Annotated in this window: 15 protein-coding genes and 1 pseudogene; 13 read left to right on the forward strand and 3 right to left on the reverse strand. The window is 66.5% G+C overall.

Features of this window, described 5'->3' with window-relative positions; translation table 11 throughout:
* Positions 1-44 precede the first annotated feature (44 nt).
* The 10 genes and pseudogenes from FPL11_RS09390 (at position 45) to FPL11_RS09430 (ending at position 7,685) form a co-directional block, all read left to right on the forward strand.
* Positions 45-695 (forward strand): MotA/TolQ/ExbB proton channel family protein, encoded by a 651-nt coding sequence (locus tag FPL11_RS09390; RefSeq protein ID WP_144348374.1) that lies wholly within the window; start codon positions 45-47, stop codon positions 693-695.
* On the forward strand, positions 695-1,108 hold the full coding sequence (locus FPL11_RS09395; protein WP_144348375.1) for an ExbD/TolR family protein: 414 nt from the start codon (positions 695-697) through the stop codon (positions 1,106-1,108). Before FPL11_RS09390 ends, FPL11_RS09395 begins: the two co-directional genes overlap by 1 nt.
* Positions 1,105-1,521 carry an ExbD/TolR family protein gene (locus FPL11_RS09400; RefSeq protein ID WP_144348376.1) on the forward strand — a complete coding sequence of 139 codons (417 nt, stop codon included), beginning with the start codon at positions 1,105-1,107 and terminating at the stop codon, positions 1,519-1,521. The genes FPL11_RS09395 and FPL11_RS09400 overlap by 4 nt, the downstream gene beginning before the upstream one ends.
* Positions 1,518-2,249 carry an energy transducer TonB family protein gene (locus FPL11_RS09405; protein ID WP_144348377.1) on the forward strand — a complete coding sequence of 244 codons (732 nt, stop codon included), beginning with the start codon at positions 1,518-1,520 and terminating at the stop codon, positions 2,247-2,249. The genes FPL11_RS09400 and FPL11_RS09405 overlap by 4 nt, the downstream gene beginning before the upstream one ends.
* Before the next feature lie 225 nt (positions 2,250-2,474).
* Positions 2,475-2,744: pseudogene (locus FPL11_RS10295) on the forward strand (bacteriorhodopsin); the annotation flags it as partial.
* Positions 2,745-2,820: 76 nt separating this feature from the next.
* Complete coding sequence (locus tag FPL11_RS10250; RefSeq protein WP_281283410.1) at positions 2,821-3,165, forward strand: bacteriorhodopsin; 345 nt, start codon at positions 2,821-2,823, stop codon at positions 3,163-3,165.
* Positions 3,166-3,265: 100 nt separating this feature from the next.
* Entirely contained in the window at positions 3,266-4,243 is a 978-nt protein-coding gene (locus FPL11_RS09415) for a polyprenyl synthetase family protein (protein WP_144348378.1), read from the forward strand.
* A 6-nt stretch (positions 4,244-4,249) separates the two neighbouring features.
* Positions 4,250-5,722: a phytoene desaturase family protein gene (gene crtI, locus FPL11_RS09420; RefSeq protein WP_144348379.1), complete on the forward strand. Its 1,473-nt coding sequence runs from the start codon at positions 4,250-4,252 to the stop codon at positions 5,720-5,722.
* On the forward strand, positions 5,719-6,552 hold the full coding sequence (locus FPL11_RS09425; protein ID WP_144348380.1) for a phytoene/squalene synthase family protein: 834 nt from the start codon (positions 5,719-5,721) through the stop codon (positions 6,550-6,552). The genes crtI and FPL11_RS09425 overlap by 4 nt, the downstream gene beginning before the upstream one ends.
* The gene (locus FPL11_RS09430) at positions 6,549-7,685 is read left to right on the forward strand and encodes a lycopene cyclase family protein (protein WP_144348381.1); all 1,137 of its coding nucleotides are present in this window, start codon (positions 6,549-6,551) and stop codon (positions 7,683-7,685) included. Before FPL11_RS09425 ends, FPL11_RS09430 begins: the two co-directional genes overlap by 4 nt.
* Here FPL11_RS09430 and FPL11_RS09435 read toward each other — a convergent pair.
* Complete coding sequence (locus tag FPL11_RS09435) at positions 7,670-9,415, reverse strand: ABC transporter transmembrane domain-containing protein (protein ID WP_144348382.1); 1,746 nt, start codon at positions 9,413-9,415, stop codon at positions 7,670-7,672. The genes FPL11_RS09430 and FPL11_RS09435 overlap by 16 nt on opposite strands.
* Positions 9,416-9,508: 93 nt before the next feature.
* Between FPL11_RS09435 and panD the strand changes: the two genes are divergently transcribed.
* A complete protein-coding gene (panD, locus tag FPL11_RS09440; protein ID WP_144348383.1) occupies positions 9,509-9,868 on the forward strand; it encodes an aspartate 1-decarboxylase in 360 nt (119 codons plus the stop codon).
* Here panD and FPL11_RS09445 read toward each other — a convergent pair.
* A complete protein-coding gene (locus FPL11_RS09445; protein ID WP_144348384.1) occupies positions 9,865-11,292 on the reverse strand; it encodes a bifunctional enoyl-CoA hydratase/phosphate acetyltransferase in 1,428 nt (475 codons plus the stop codon). The genes panD and FPL11_RS09445 overlap by 4 nt on opposite strands.
* Positions 11,279-12,067, reverse strand: coding sequence for an enoyl-ACP reductase FabI (fabI, locus tag FPL11_RS09450; protein WP_144348385.1), 789 nt, complete (start codon positions 12,065-12,067; stop codon positions 11,279-11,281). The genes FPL11_RS09445 and fabI overlap by 14 nt, the downstream gene beginning before the upstream one ends.
* Before the next feature lie 110 nt (positions 12,068-12,177).
* Between fabI and ade the strand changes: the two genes are divergently transcribed.
* Both ade and FPL11_RS09460 read left to right on the forward strand, forming a co-directional pair.
* Positions 12,178-13,854, forward strand: a complete 1,677-nt coding sequence (gene ade / locus FPL11_RS09455) for an adenine deaminase (RefSeq protein ID WP_144348386.1) — start codon at positions 12,178-12,180, stop codon at positions 13,852-13,854.
* 63 nt (positions 13,855-13,917) lie between these two features.
* A complete protein-coding gene (locus FPL11_RS09460; protein ID WP_110882635.1) occupies positions 13,918-14,388 on the forward strand; it encodes a hypothetical protein in 471 nt (156 codons plus the stop codon).
* Positions 14,389-14,405 lie beyond the last annotated feature (17 nt).

The following is a 14,405-nucleotide window of genomic DNA, read 5'->3' on the forward strand; positions in this document are numbered from 1 at the left end:
AGAGGCAATTTCGCCGCATCGCCGCGCTGACGTATGCTTGGCGCATGACCGCAATCGATCGTCTCGTCGCCCTCTACCAAACCGGCGGACCGGTGATCGGCCTGCTGCTCGCGATGTCCGTCACCGCGCTCGCCATCGTGCTTGCCAAGATCGCGCAATCCGTGCTCACACGCAGCCATCGACTCGGCGAGGCGCGGGCCGCCGTCCATGCCTTTACCGCCGGTGACATCGATCAAGCCACCGATTGCGTCAGTGCCGCGCGCAGCCCCGCCGGGCAGCTGGTCGCCCGGGCCATCCAGGGACTGCAGAAGGCCGATACCGATGAGGCCCGACTCCGCGAGGATCTTGCCCGACTGGGTCAGGCCCAGCTGCGACGCCTGCGCGGCGGGCTGCGGCCACTTGAACTGATCGCGAGCCTCGCCCCGCTACTGGGACTGCTCGGCACCGTGCTCGGCATGATCGATGCGTTCCAGGCGCTTGAGCAGACCGGGACTGGCAGCGACCCGGCAGTGCTCTCAGCCGGCATCTGGCAGGCCCTGTCCACCACCGCCGTGGGGCTGGCGGTCGCGATCCCGGCGGTGGCCGCCGCGACCTGGCTGGAAGCACGCGTCCAGCACCTGGGCGAGGAAATGGACAGCCTGGTCACCGAGCTCTTCACCCGGCGTCCAGCGCGGCTCGATCAACGGGCCTCGTAATGGGCGCTGGCCCCCGAATTGCCCTCGATACCCCACCGCGTCACACACTGATCCGCCTGACGCCACTGATCGATGTCATTTTTATCCTGCTGATATTTTTCATGCTCGCCTCGACGCTCGAATCGCGCGAGCAGGTAGCCGTCGGTATCGCCCCGCCCGCCGGGGCCGGCACGACCGCCTCTGACATCCTGCGGGTCAGCCTCGAGCCCGATGCCGCGATCATTGAGGGGCGGCGCGTGCCCGCTGCAGGAATGATGGATGCCGTTGAGGCGGCCGTGAATACGCGCGATGTCCGCGGCATCCACCTCCAGCCGCGGGCGGGTGTCTCGTTACAGACCACACTTGAAGCGCTCGGTGAAATGCAGCGCCTTGATATCGAGGTCTCGCTACTGAAAAACGGGGAGGACGCATGATCGGACTGCAGACTCCCCCTCGGCGGCGATCCGCCGACCGCGAGGCCGGTCTGCTGCCACTGATCAATGTCGTGTTCCTGTTGCTGGCGTTCTATCTGATTGCCGGTCACCTGAGCCCATCGGCACCGTTTGCCGTCACGCCCCCGGAACACGACGGTGCCGCCCTCGAAACCTCGGCGGACACTGTCATCCACATCGCGCGGGACGGCTCGGTGGCGATCGACGGCGAGAGGGTCGATGCCGACGCCCTCTCCCGGTCCATTGCCGCCATGGACCGTCAGGGCGCCCGGGGCGTCGCGACGATCCGCCTCGTCGCCGATGCGCGGGCTGACGCCGCCCAGGTTGTGGCAATCCTCGGCCGGCTGCGCGATGAGGGTGTCGAGACGGTGGACCTGGTCACCCGAGCGCCATGAACCGCGGCGGCGGGATCTGGATCGTGGCTTTTCTGCTGGCGGGCCTGGCCCATGCCGGGCTGCTGGGGCTTACTCCACCCCTCAGTCCGCCGGAATCGCGGGCGCCGGGCGCTGCCGACGATCGGCTGCGGATCGAGCTTGGCGCGGCACCCTCTCGATCCATCGCCGAGACGCAAAAGGCCATTGCGGAGGCGCCAGAGCCCGCGCCCAAACCAGAGCCCCAGCCCGATCCTCAGCCAGAGCCCCAGCCTGAGCCTGAGCCTGAGCCTGAGCCTGAAGCAGAGCCCTCCCCCGCCCCGGCACTTGAACCTGAGCCTGAACCTAAGACAAGCCCCCAGACCCAGACGTCTGCGCCTGCGCCGTCGCCTCCCCCGGCTCCGTCCGACGCGGGCGAGCCGGTCCCTGGCAAGGGCAGTGCGGCGGCGCGGCGTGATTACCTGCAGACATTGCGGACCTGGCTGTCGAAGCATCAGCGCTATCCGCGGCGGGCGCGCCTGCGGGGGCTCGAAGGCGACGCGGTTGTTCGCCTGCGTTTCGACGGCGACGCCACCCTCGCGAGCGCCAACGTTGCGGAGGCTACCGGGCACCGGTCCCTGGACGAAGCACTGGCCGCGATGCTCAGGCGTGCACAACCGCTTCCCGCCCCACCCGATGACGCCGATGTCGCCGGCCGGACCATCGACGTTCCGGTCCGTTTTTCACTGCGCGATGACGGCGGCGATTTTTGATCCAGATCAAGCTTGATTCAGAACACACAGGCGGTTTTATTGTCACTGGGCTGATGGGGTGAATCGCCGCACCAAAACAGTGCAAATGCCCGATTGACCTGCATCACAGCCGGGCGTATGTTTCGTCTTGATTCCAAAAGGAGGAAATCAACCATGGATCTTTCAACTCTCAGCGTGGGTCAGTACGACTTCATTGCAAATGCCTTCTCGTTTGGCTTTGCAGTGATGGCGGCCGCGACCCTTTTCCTGTGGTTCTCCCGCAGTCAGGTAGCTCCCGCGTACAAGATGGCCGTGACGATCTCCGGTCTCGTGACCGCCATCGCCGGCTATCACTATCTGCAGATCATGCTGTCGTGGGATGCGGCCTTCTCCGTGACCAACGGCACCATCGAAACCACGGGCTATGCCTTCAACCAGGCGTATCGCTACGTCGACTGGCTGCTGACCGTGCCGCTGCTGCTTGTCGAGCTGATTCTCGTCATGCGCCTGTCGCGGAGCGAGACGGTGTCCAAGAGCGTGACGCTGGGTGGTGCCGCCGCTCTGATGATCATCACTCGGGTATCCGGGCGAAGTGGCCGAAGGTGGCGCAACGCGCTTCCTGTTCTGGGTCCTGTCGATGATTCCGTTCATCTACATCGTCTACCAGCTGGTGGTTGGCCTGAAGGGCTCGATCAGCAAGCAGCCGGAAAACGTCCGCGGGCTGATCAACGGCGCTGCCACACTGGTGGTCGTGTCCTGGCTGTTCTACCCGATCGTGTTCCTGTTCCCGCTGATCGGCCTGACCGGTGGCGCCGCCATCACGGCCGTGGAAGTGGGCTACACGGTTGCGGATATCGTGGCCAAGGCCGTGTTCGGCATCCTCATTCTGATGATTGCCATGCGCAAGTCGGAAGCCGAGGGCAAAGCCAGCGCCTGATCGGGATCACCCGATCGGCCGGCATTGCCAATGCTGAGCCTGTGGATGCCGGACGCTGTCCGGCATCCACTTCCCCGGACAAAGCGTGAGGATCAACTCCGTGGCCGCAGTCGACGTCAGCCAACAGCAAAGCACCGACGCAGAGGCATCCGCCCTGTCGAACGGTCTGACGCACGCGCCCACTCCTGCGCCCCTGTCCACCGTCGATCAGTGCATGATCGATGCCCTCGCTCATCTGCGGCCGACGCCGGCCCGGGATGCGGCGATCTATCACCTCAACACCGGTGGCCATCGGATGCGGGCAAGACTGGCGCTCGCCAGCAGTGCCGGCCGACTGGACACGCACGACAGCACAGCGGCTGCCGCCGCCTGTGAACTGCTTCACAACGCATCACTGATTCATGACGACATCAGTGATCACGATCTCTACCGGCGCGGACAGGCGTCCGTCCGGTCCCTCTATGGTGACGACGTTGCCCTGTGTGCGGGCGACCTGTTGTTAACCACCGCTTATCAGATTGCAGCCGGTATGCGCGACGCCGACACGTCGCGGCGGCTCATGGCCGCCATGGCCGACTGCACCGCACGCGTGATCGGCGGGCAGAGCGTTGAACTGGCCGGGCGCGAAAGGCGCCGGCCGGTGAGCCGCCGCGACTATCTGGCCGCGACACGCGAGAAGACCGCGCCGCTCATCGAGCTGGCACTGAATGTCGGGGTCCAGACCGATGCGGGCGCCACCGCGCCGCTCGAGCGCGGGCGTCAGCTGGCCGCAGCGATCGGTCTGGCTTATCAGATCCTCGATGATCTCGACGATCTGCAGACGACCGACAACCCGGATCGACTCCACCCGCTACATGCCTGGCGCCATCATCAGCCGCCCCGCAGGCAGAGTGGCGACACCCGCGAGTCAACGCTGGCGCGCTGTCTCCGGCATGTCCGTGCCGCCCTTGACCGCGCGGAACGACTGACCGGGCATCTGCCGGCCCCACTCGCCCACGATGTCCGAGAACTGCTGCAGCGACTCGCCGACCAGTCCCGGGTCGTCTCCCGGCGCGCACTGACACAACACAAGGGGTAGAGCCCTATGCATTCCCTGGTGATGGGCGGCGGATTCGGCGGCATCGCGGCCGCTCTGCGTCTCCGCGCCCGTGGTCACGAAGTGACGCTGATTGATCGCTGCCCCCGACTGGGCGGACGCGCCCAGGTGTTCGAGCGCCACGGATACCGCCACGATGCCGGTCCCACCGTGATCACGGCGCCTTTTCTGTTCGCCGAGCTGTTCGAACTGTTTGGTGAGTCACTGCACGATCACCTTGAGCTGCGCCCACTCGATCCCTGGTATCGATTTCGCTTCCCGGACGATTCGTCGTTCGACTATGGACCGGGCATCGAGCGCATGGAATCGGAGATCGCGCGTTTCAATCCGGCCGATGTCGCCGGCTATCACGGGCTGCTCGCGGAATCCCGTGAACTGTTCGAGATCGGTTTCCGCGAGCTGGGCTATCAGCCCTTCCATCGGCTTTCGTTCATGGCCCGCCAGATCCCGCGGCTGTTGCGGCTGCGATTTGACCGCAGTGTCTGGACGATGGTGGCCCGCCACATCAAGCATCCCTACCTGCGGCGGGCACTATCGCTGCAACCGTTGCTGGTCGGCGGCAACCCGTTTGATACCACCTGCATCTACGGGCTGATCCACTATCTCGAGCGGGAATGGGGCGTGCATTTCGCCATGGGTGGCACCGGGGCGCTGGTCGGTGAGCTCGCCGGTCTGCTCGAGCGCCAGGGCGTGCGCGTCGAAAACGGCCGCAGCATCACCGCCGTGCACCGCGAAGGCCGCCGCATCACGGGCGCCAGTGTCGATGACGGCCGCACGCTGAAGGCCGATCACTTCGTCTCCAATCTCGACCCCATGCATCTGTACGGGGAACTGATGGATCCGGCGCCACTGGCCGCCCGGGTCAAGCACCGGCTGGCACAGACATCGATGGGCCTGTTCGTCCTGTACTTCGGTACCGACTGCACCTATCCCGACGTAGCCCATCACACGATCTGGCTGGGTGACCGCTACCGTGAACTGCTGCGGGACATCTTCGACCGCAAGATCCTCTCCGAGGACTTCTCGCTGTACCTGCACCGGCCGACTGCCACCGACCCCAGCTTTGCGCCGCCCGGCCATGACAGCTTCTATGTGCTGGCCCCGGTGCCCAATCAGCTGGGCGATATCGACTGGGCCAGCGAAGGCCCGCGCCTGCAGGCCCGCATTGTCGAGGCGCTCGAGGCCACGCTGATGCCCGGCCTGAGCACGCATCTGCGCGCCGCGTTCTACATGACGCCTGATGACTTCCGCGAGAACTACCAGAGCGTCCACGGCAGCGGATTCACCCTCTCCCCGCTGTTCCGCCAGTCGGCCTGGTTCCGGTTCCACAACCAGGCCGAGGGGCTGGATAATCTTTATCTTGTGGGCGCTGGCACCCACCCGGGCGCCGGCATGCCCGGCGTGCTGTCGAGCGCCAAGGTCCTCGAGCGACTGTTCCCTGAGGGCGTGGAGGCGGCGTGAAGCCGCGTGAGGTCCTCGCCCGCCACGGCAGCAGCTTCCACATGGCGAGCCGGCTCCTGCGCCGGCAGGACGCCGATGATGTCGCCACGCTGTATGCCGTCTGTCGGCTGATCGACGATATCGCCGATGAGTCCGCCAATGGCGCGGGGCAAATTGATCAATTCGTCGAGGCGCTCACCGACGACCGGCCTGAGGCCGTCCCCGTTGATGGGTTCGCGGCCCTTGTCCGTCGCCGGCAGATGGCGCTCGCGCCGTTGGTGGTCCTGGCGCGCACCGCCGCGCAGGAGGCACGCGACGGCCGGTTGATCGAGACCGAAACCGAGCTGATTGATTATTGTTATGGGGTCGCCGGCACCGTGGGCGAACTCATGTGCCCCCTGCTGGGCGCCGATCCGGTGCGCGGCCGGGATGCCGCGGTGGCCCTTGGTATCGGCATGCAACTGACCAACATCGCCCGGGATGTGCTTGAGGACGCCCAGCGCGGGCGGCGCTATCTGCCGGCGGCCTGGGTGGGCGAGCGCAGCCCCGCGGTCATTGCCAACGCCGCCGGGGCTGACCGGGCGCCGATCCAGGCCGCGATTGGTCGGGTGATCGAGCGTGCCGAACGTGAATACGCCCACGCCGAGACCGGTTTCAGCCTGATCCCATGGCGTAATCGCCTGGCGATCCGGGTGGCCGCACGGCTCTATCGCGCCATCGGGTTGCAGGTGCGGGCGAATGGCTGTCGCTATTGGGAGGGCCGTATTTCGCTCACCCACGCCGCCCGCCGGCGGCTGGCGCTGAAGGCCCTGGTACGGCCCGCCACCGACCGCCCCTGCATCGCGCCATGAAACGCTTCGACATTGCCCTGATCGGCCTGGGGGCGGCGACCATGAGTCTGGCCGTCCGCCTCGTGCTGCGGGGCTACCCGGGATCGATCGCCATCATTGAGCCGCGTGAGCAACCCTGTGATGACCGGACCTGGTGTGGCTGGCGGCTCGCAGAGCATCCTTTCAGCGCCCACGCCACTCGCACCTGGTCGACATGGGCGGTCAGTGATGGCGGACAGTCCGTGATCAGGGGCAGCACCCGGACACCCTACGAGATGCTGCGGGCGTCAACGGTCCAGCGCCAGGCGCTGGATGCCATCGCGACGCGACCCGACTGGGCCCTGTATGCCGGGCGATCCCTGATATCGGCCGACATGGATGACACGCGGTGGATGCTGCAGCTGGATGATGGCGGCTCGATCATCGCCGATCGGGTGCTGGACTCGCGCCCACCGGCACTGACACTCACGCGACCCTGGGTGTGGCAGAGTTTCGTCGGTCGCGAACTGGTGGGCCCCGATCTTCCCGATGACAGTCCCGTGCGGCTCATGGACTTTCTGGATGACCCGACGCCGTTACTGACGTTTGTCTACGAGCTGCCCATCGCACCGGGCCGACGGCTGATTGAACTGACGCGATTTGCCCCGCAGCGCCCGTCGCTGTCCGCCCTTGGCGCACGACTGGACGGCCTCCTTGCCGATCGGGGCCTGGCTGATCACACCATCGCCCGTGAGGAGTCGAGTCATCTGCCGATGACGCCCGTGCCGCCCTACAATCAAGACGGCTGGATGCGCGTCGGTACCGCCGGTGGCAGTATGCGGCCGGCCACCGGTTACGCCTTTCACGGCATCCAGCGCTGGGCGGATGATTGCGCCGATGCCCTCATGGCCGGCCGATCACCGGTCGCCCCGGCACGACGCCGGGGCATGGACTGGCTGGATGGCGTGTTCCTTGAGTCGCTCTGGCGGCATCGCCCGGCCGGCACGGCGGGTACGCCTTTCGTCCAGTTATTCGAGCGCACACCCGCTGAATCAATGGTCCGCTTTCTAATGAGTCGGCCACAACTTGCGGATATTTATAAGATTCTGAGGGCCCTGCCGCCCGCTCCGATGCTGCGGGCGGCACTCGCCCATTCCCGTCAGGCGATGGACTGAAACTGCAACGCCGCCAGATGCGCGTAAAGGCCGTCGCCCGCAAGCAACTGATCGTGGGTGCCCACCGCGCGCACCTGCCCCGCCTCGAGCACCGCAATGCGATCGGCGTTACGCACGGTCGCCAGCCGATGGGCGATGACCACGCTGGTGCGCTTGGCCATCAGGCGCGTGAGCGCGGTCTGCACCTGGCGCTCGCTCTCGGCGTCGAGGCTGCTGGTGGCCTCATCGAGCAGCAGCAACGCCGGATCGCGGAGGATGGCCCGGGCAATGGCGATGCGCTGTCGCTGCCCGCCCGAGAGCTGCACGCCGCCGGGTCCAATGTGCGTGTCATAACCGTCAGGAAGCGCCTCGACAAAGCCCTCGCAGTTCGCCGCCCTGCCCGCCTCGAGGATTTTCTCGCGCGCCGCGGCGGGATCGCCGAAGCGGATATTCCCGGCAATCGTGCCGGTGAACAGCACCGGCTCCTGCGCCACCAGCGCCATGCGCCGGCGTAGCGCCGCCGGATCGGCGTCGCGCAGATCCACGCCATCGAGTCGCAGGCGTCCCGCGGAGGGATCGTGAAAACGCAGCAGCAGGCTGATCAGCGTGCTCTTGCCCGCCCCCGAAGGCCCGACCAGTGCCACGGTCTCCCCCGCGCGGATCTCAAGATCGACGCCCGCAAGCGCCGGCGGGTCGGGCCGGGTGGGATAGCGGTACTCCACCGCCTCGATGACCACCTCACCCCGGCCGGGCACCGGCAATGCCACCGGATCGGCCGGCGGTCGGATGGCGGGCACCGCGTCAAGCAGTTCAAACAGCCGTTCCGCGGCGCCGGAGGCTCGGAAAAGCTCGCCCGCCACCTCCGAGAGCACCCCGACGGCCCCCGCGGCCAGCACCGCATAGAAAACGAACGCGGAGAGCTCGCCGGCGCTCATCGTGCCGGCGATCACGGCATTGCCGCCGCGCCACAGCACGAAAGCGACGCCCGCAAAGGCCAGCAGCAGCGCCACTGCATTCAACCCGGCGCGCTGGCGGATGCGCTGGATCGCAATGCTAAAGGCATCCTCCACCCGGTCACGAAAGACCCGACGGTCCTCGGCCTCATGGACGAAGGCCTGAACCGTCTCGATGCCACCCAACGTCTCGCCGGCGTAGCTCCCCACCTCGGCGATCCGGTCCTGGCTGAGGCGCGAGAGGCGGCGCACGCGCCTGCCATAGATGAGCATCGGCGCCACCACCACCGGGATCCCGATGATGACCATGGCACTCAGCGTGGGCTGGGTGACCACCAGCATGATCAGCGTGCCGATCAGCAGCAGCGCATTGCGCAGTGCCATGGAAAACGTTGAGCCGAGTACGCTCTGCAACAGCGCGGTGTCGGTGGTCATGCGCGACTGGATTTCGCCGACGCCGTTACGCAGATAGAAACCGGGGTCAAGATCCAGCAGGCGCTCGAAGACGTCCCGGCGCAGATCCGCCGCGACCCGCTCGCCAATCCACATCACCCAGTAAAAGCGCATGGCCGACGCCACCGCCAGCACCAGCACCACGCCGGCGGTGATCATCAGGGCGCGATCAAGGGCAGCGCCCGTGCCATTGGCAAACCCCTGGTCAATCACCAGTCGCAGGCCCTGGCCGATGGCCAGTACGCTCGCGGCGGCCACGATCAGCGCTGTGCCGGCCACCAGGGCCTGGCGCCAGTACGGGCGCAGATACCCGGACAACCGCAGCAGTCCACCAAAGCGCCTCATCCGGGCGCTCCGGGTGGGATGATCTCGTCAGCGAACAAACTGTGCATTACCATTGATCCTGTAATGAGAGACGACAAGGCCACGAGTAAAGCAATGATGATTTCGGTCCTACAAGCCAAAATCCACGCGGCGACGGTGACGGATGCCAACCTCGAGTACGAGGGCAGCATCACCATCGATTCGACCCTGCTCGAGGCCTCAGGGTTGCTTGCCCATCAGCAGGTGCATGTCTACAACATCACCAATGGTCATCGATTCGAGACCTACATCATCCAGGGCGAGCGCGACAGCGGCGCCATCACCATCAATGGCGCCGCCGCCCATCTGGCCGGTCACGGTGACCGGGTGATCATCGCCGCCTACGCCCAGATCGATGCCGACGCCGCCCCGAGCTGGGTACCGACGCGGGTTTTCGTCGACGACGACAACCGGCCCAAAGCGCTGGGCGATTAGCCCATCGCCGCCGCCATGGCGCTCTGCCCGGAACGGGCCCGATGGTCGAGGTAGCGATGCATCAGGGCGATGCCAGCAACCCGGCTCGCGACATCATCGTCCCGGGCGCTCATCACCACCGGCAGTCTCAGACCCAGTAAAAGGCCGGCACCGCGGGCGTCGGCGAGGTGGCTCAGCTGCTTGACGAGCATGCTGGCGGCCTCCAGATCGGGCGCGATCAGCACATCGGCGCGCCCGGCAACCGGCGACTCCAGCCCCCGTGCCCGGGCCGTGGCCGCCGAAATGGCCGCGTCAAAGGCCATGGGGCCGTCAATGATCGCATGCTGCACCTGGCCGCGATCCGCCATCTTGCAGATGGCCGCCGCATCCAGCGTCGAGCTGAGCTTGGGGTCGATGGCCTCGGACGATGAGAGCATGGCCACGCGGGGTTCATGGATGCCGAGCGCGTGGGCGAGCCCGGTGGCATTGCGGACGATGTCGCGCTTCTCGAAAAGACCGGGGTGGATGTTGACCAACGGATCGGCGATCAACAGCGGGCGCGGATAGGTCGGCACGTCATAGGCCATGACCTGGCTGGGTGTCCGCTCGGTGCGCAGGCCGCCAGCTGGATCAATCAGCTTGCCCAGCAGCTCCTCGGTGGCGAGCCCGCCCTTGATGAGCGTCGCCACATCGCCGGCGGCCGCCATGCCCACCGCCGTCTGCGCCGCACCGTGGCTGTGCCGGGTGGCGATCTGCTCATAACCGCTGATATCGACACCCGCATCATCGGCGGCGGCCTGCATGCGCCCGCCTGGCCCCACCAGCACCGGCCGGATCAGCCCCTGACGGACGGCCGCATCCAGCGCCTGCATGCTCTCGATATCCACCGGATGCACCACCGCCGCGGTGACGGGCGTCGCATCGCCGGTCTCAGCGAGCGTTTCCGCAAGCTTGCCCTGTTCCGCCAGGCGGATCGAGGGCATCACGGCCCGGGGCCGGCTGACCTTTTCGGTGGGCGCCAGCACGCGTGCCTCGCCGTCGAGCACCAGGGCGTCTTCCTGGTTGCGGCACTCGCAGGCGAATACCACCTGGCCCTTTTGCTCATCCTTCTCGCGGACGGTCACCCGCACGCGGATCCGGTCACCCAGCATTACCGGTGCCCGAAAGCGTAGCGTCTGACCCAGATAGATCGTCCCCGGCCCCGGCAGTTTCGTCCCCAGGACCGTCGAGATCAGCGCCCCGCCCCACATGCCGTGGGCTATCAATTCATGGAAGCGGCTGCTGCGGGCAAACGCCTCGTCCACATGGGCGGGATTGACGTCCCCCGACATCACCGCGAACAGCTTGATGTCATCCATGGTCAGGCGCTTTTCAAGGCTGGCCGACTCGCCGATCTCGATCTCATTGAAGGTGCGGTTCTCGATCAGCGCCTCAGAACTGGACATGGTGTCCCCCATCAACGTAGTGAGTGCCACCGGTCACACCTGCCCCGGCATCGGAGATGAGGTAAGCGGCCGTCTGACCCACCTCGTCGGTGGTGACCAGCCGACGCAGCGGCGCGTGGGCCTCGCCGTCCGCCGCCAGCGCTTCAAAGTCCTTCAGCCCGGAGGCGGCACGGGTGCGGATCGGCCCGGGAGAAATGGCGTTGACGCGGATACCGCGGGGCCCGAGCTCGGTGGCCAGGTAGCGCGTGGATGCCTCCAGCGCCGCTTTGACCGGGCCCATCAGGTTGTAATTTTCCACCGCCTGGTGAGCGCCGTGATAGCTCATGCAGATCAGGCTCCCGCCGTTGTCCATCAGGGGCTCGGCCAGTCGCGCCATGCGCACGAAGGAGTGACAGGACACATCCATGGCCAGCGCGAATCCCTCGCTGGAGGTGTCGGTGAGACGGCCCTGCAATTCCGCGAGCGGGGCGAAGGCGATCGAATGAATGACAAAGTCCAGACGGCCCCAGCGAGCCCGTGCCCGATCAAAGAGCGCCTGGAGCGAATCATCATCCTGCACATCGACAAGCTGGTATTCGGGATCGCCCATTCCCTCGGCCAGCGGCATGACAAAGCGCTCGGCCTTTTCACTGGCATAGGTCACGATGCACTCCGCGCCCTGCGCGGCCAATGCCCGAGCACAGCCATAGGCGATGCTGTTCTCATTGGCCAGGCCGGTCACGATGCCGACACGACCGTTCAGCGAAAAGGCCCCGGCGCCGGTTGAATCAGTCATCAGTCACTCCCTAACGCTCATGTTGCAGTGCACACTTAACAACATGTGCTAATCATCCGCAATCATGGACGGGGTATCTGGCCGTCGACCTCGCGGCCTATACTGACTCCATGCAACGCCGCACCCAGAACATTCGCGCCAACCTCGTCGACATCGATCATCGCCGCATCTATGCCGCCAGCGTGCACTGGGAAGACGGGCATATTGTGGCGATCGCCGTCCTCGGTGCCCCGGATCCCGCCCTGGATTACCTCCTGCCCGGGTTTGTCGATGCCCACGTGCACGTCGAGAGCACGATGCTGACACCGGCCGAGTTCGGCCGCATTGCCAGCCGTCATGGTACCGTGGCGGCGGTCACGGACCCCCATGAAATCGCCAATGTCCTGGGCGCGGACGGTGTTCGTTACATGGCCGAGGACGCCCGCCGCAGTCCCATCCCGATCCATTTCGGCGCCCCCGCCTGCGTGCCGGCCACCCGCTACGAAACATCCGGCGCGGAACTGTCCGCCGAGGCCATCGAGACCCTCCTGCACGAGGGCAGCGCCGGGCATCTCGCCGAGGTCATGGACTTTCCGGGGGTGCTGGCCCGCGAGCCCGGCCTGATGGCCAAAATCGAGGTCGCCCGGCGTTGGGGCCGCACCATCGATGGCCATGCACCGGGGCTGACCGGTGCAGCGGCACGCGACTACGCCGATGCTGGCATCCACAACGATCATGAGTGCGCCACCCGCGAAGAGGCCGAGGCCAAGTTGGCCGCCGGTATGCATCTGGTCATCCGCGAGGGCTCCGCGGCGAAGAACTTTGACGCGCTCCACCCGCTGATCGACCGGTTCCCCGGTCAGATCATGTTCTGCACCGACGATCTGCACCCCGATGACCTGGTCACCGGCCACATCGACCGCATCGCCGCACGGGCCATCCAGGCCGGTCATGACCGCTTCGATGTCCTGCGCGCCGCCTGCAGCAATCCGGTGGCGCACTACCGGATGGACGTCGGCCAGCTGCGGGTGGGCGATCGCATGGATGCGATTACGGTGACGGACCCGGATCAACTCAATGTGGTCACCACCTGGGTGGCGGGGACACGCGTTGCGCAGCAAGGCCGCAGCCTCACCGCGCATCGCCCGGCGACACCCAGCAATCGGTTCAATGCCGCACCGATATCGGCGCGCACACTGACCGAGGCGCTGCCCACGGGCGATCCGGACGACGCGTCCCGGCAGTTGCGGGTCATCGAATGCCGCGATGGAGCACTTGATACCCGGGAGTGCCATCTGCCTCCCAGCTGGCAGGGCGATCACCCCGTCCCCGACCCGGATCGCGACCTGCTTTTGCTGACCGTGGTCAACCGCTATCACCCCGCCCCGCCGGCCGTGGCGTTCATCCGCGGCTTCGGGCTGACCGATGGCGCCATCGCCGGGTCGATTGCGCATGACTCGCACAACGTGATCGCGGTCGGCAGTCATATCCAGTGGGTTAGCGAGGCCGTCAACGAAGTGATCGACATGCAGGGCGGGATCGCGGCGGTGGGCGGTGCCGGTCGCGACCGATTGCCACTGCCCGTGGCGGGGCTGATGAGCACCGCCGATGGCGACACCATGGCCGCGCGGCATCACGCCATGGTGTCACTGGCCCATGCCATGGGCAGCCCGCTGAGCGCACCCTTCATGACCCTGTCATTCATGGCCCTGCTGGTCATCCCGGCGCTCAAGCTGAGTGACCAGGGCCTTTTTGACGGCGAGCGCTTTGAGTTCCTGTCGCTGCTGACGCCACCCCTGAGCAGCTGATCACAGTCGCCCCCGGCGGATCCTGACACGCTTCGGCCAACATCCCCGGCAGGAGCGCACCCGATGGCCCGTGACTATATCCGCCCCGAGATATCCGAGCGTCTCTACCAGGAACTGGCCGGCGGTCGGCAATTGTTGATCAATCCGCGCAAGGCCGATCTGCTGCTGGCCCTGGATGCAGTCCAGCACTCGGCACGCAAGCGCCGCCTGACCGAACCAACCGTCCTCCGGGGCTGGCGGCGTTTTCAAAGCGGCGAACGGGATCCGCTTGCCCTCGCCACCCAGACGCGCGCGCCGGCCCACTACCAGTGGCCCGTCGAGTGTACGATCCTGCAGGCGGTCACGCTCACCCCCCGCCTCACCGGGGCCCTGCTCGAGCGCGCCGCCATTCAACCGGGTGAGTCACTGGAGTGGCCCATCCCACTGGAGGCCGAGGCCGGGCGGGCGCGCCGCAATGCGATGGTAACGGCCTTCTGGATGCACCTGAGCGATGAGGATATCCGGCAGCTGGATCGCTATACCGCAGCGGCCTGAAGCCACCGCCCGGTGGT

This window comes from Spiribacter aquaticus, from assembly GCF_007625215.1.
In the GTDB taxonomy this organism is placed as follows: Bacteria; Pseudomonadota; Gammaproteobacteria; order Nitrococcales; family Nitrococcaceae; genus Spiribacter; species Spiribacter roseus.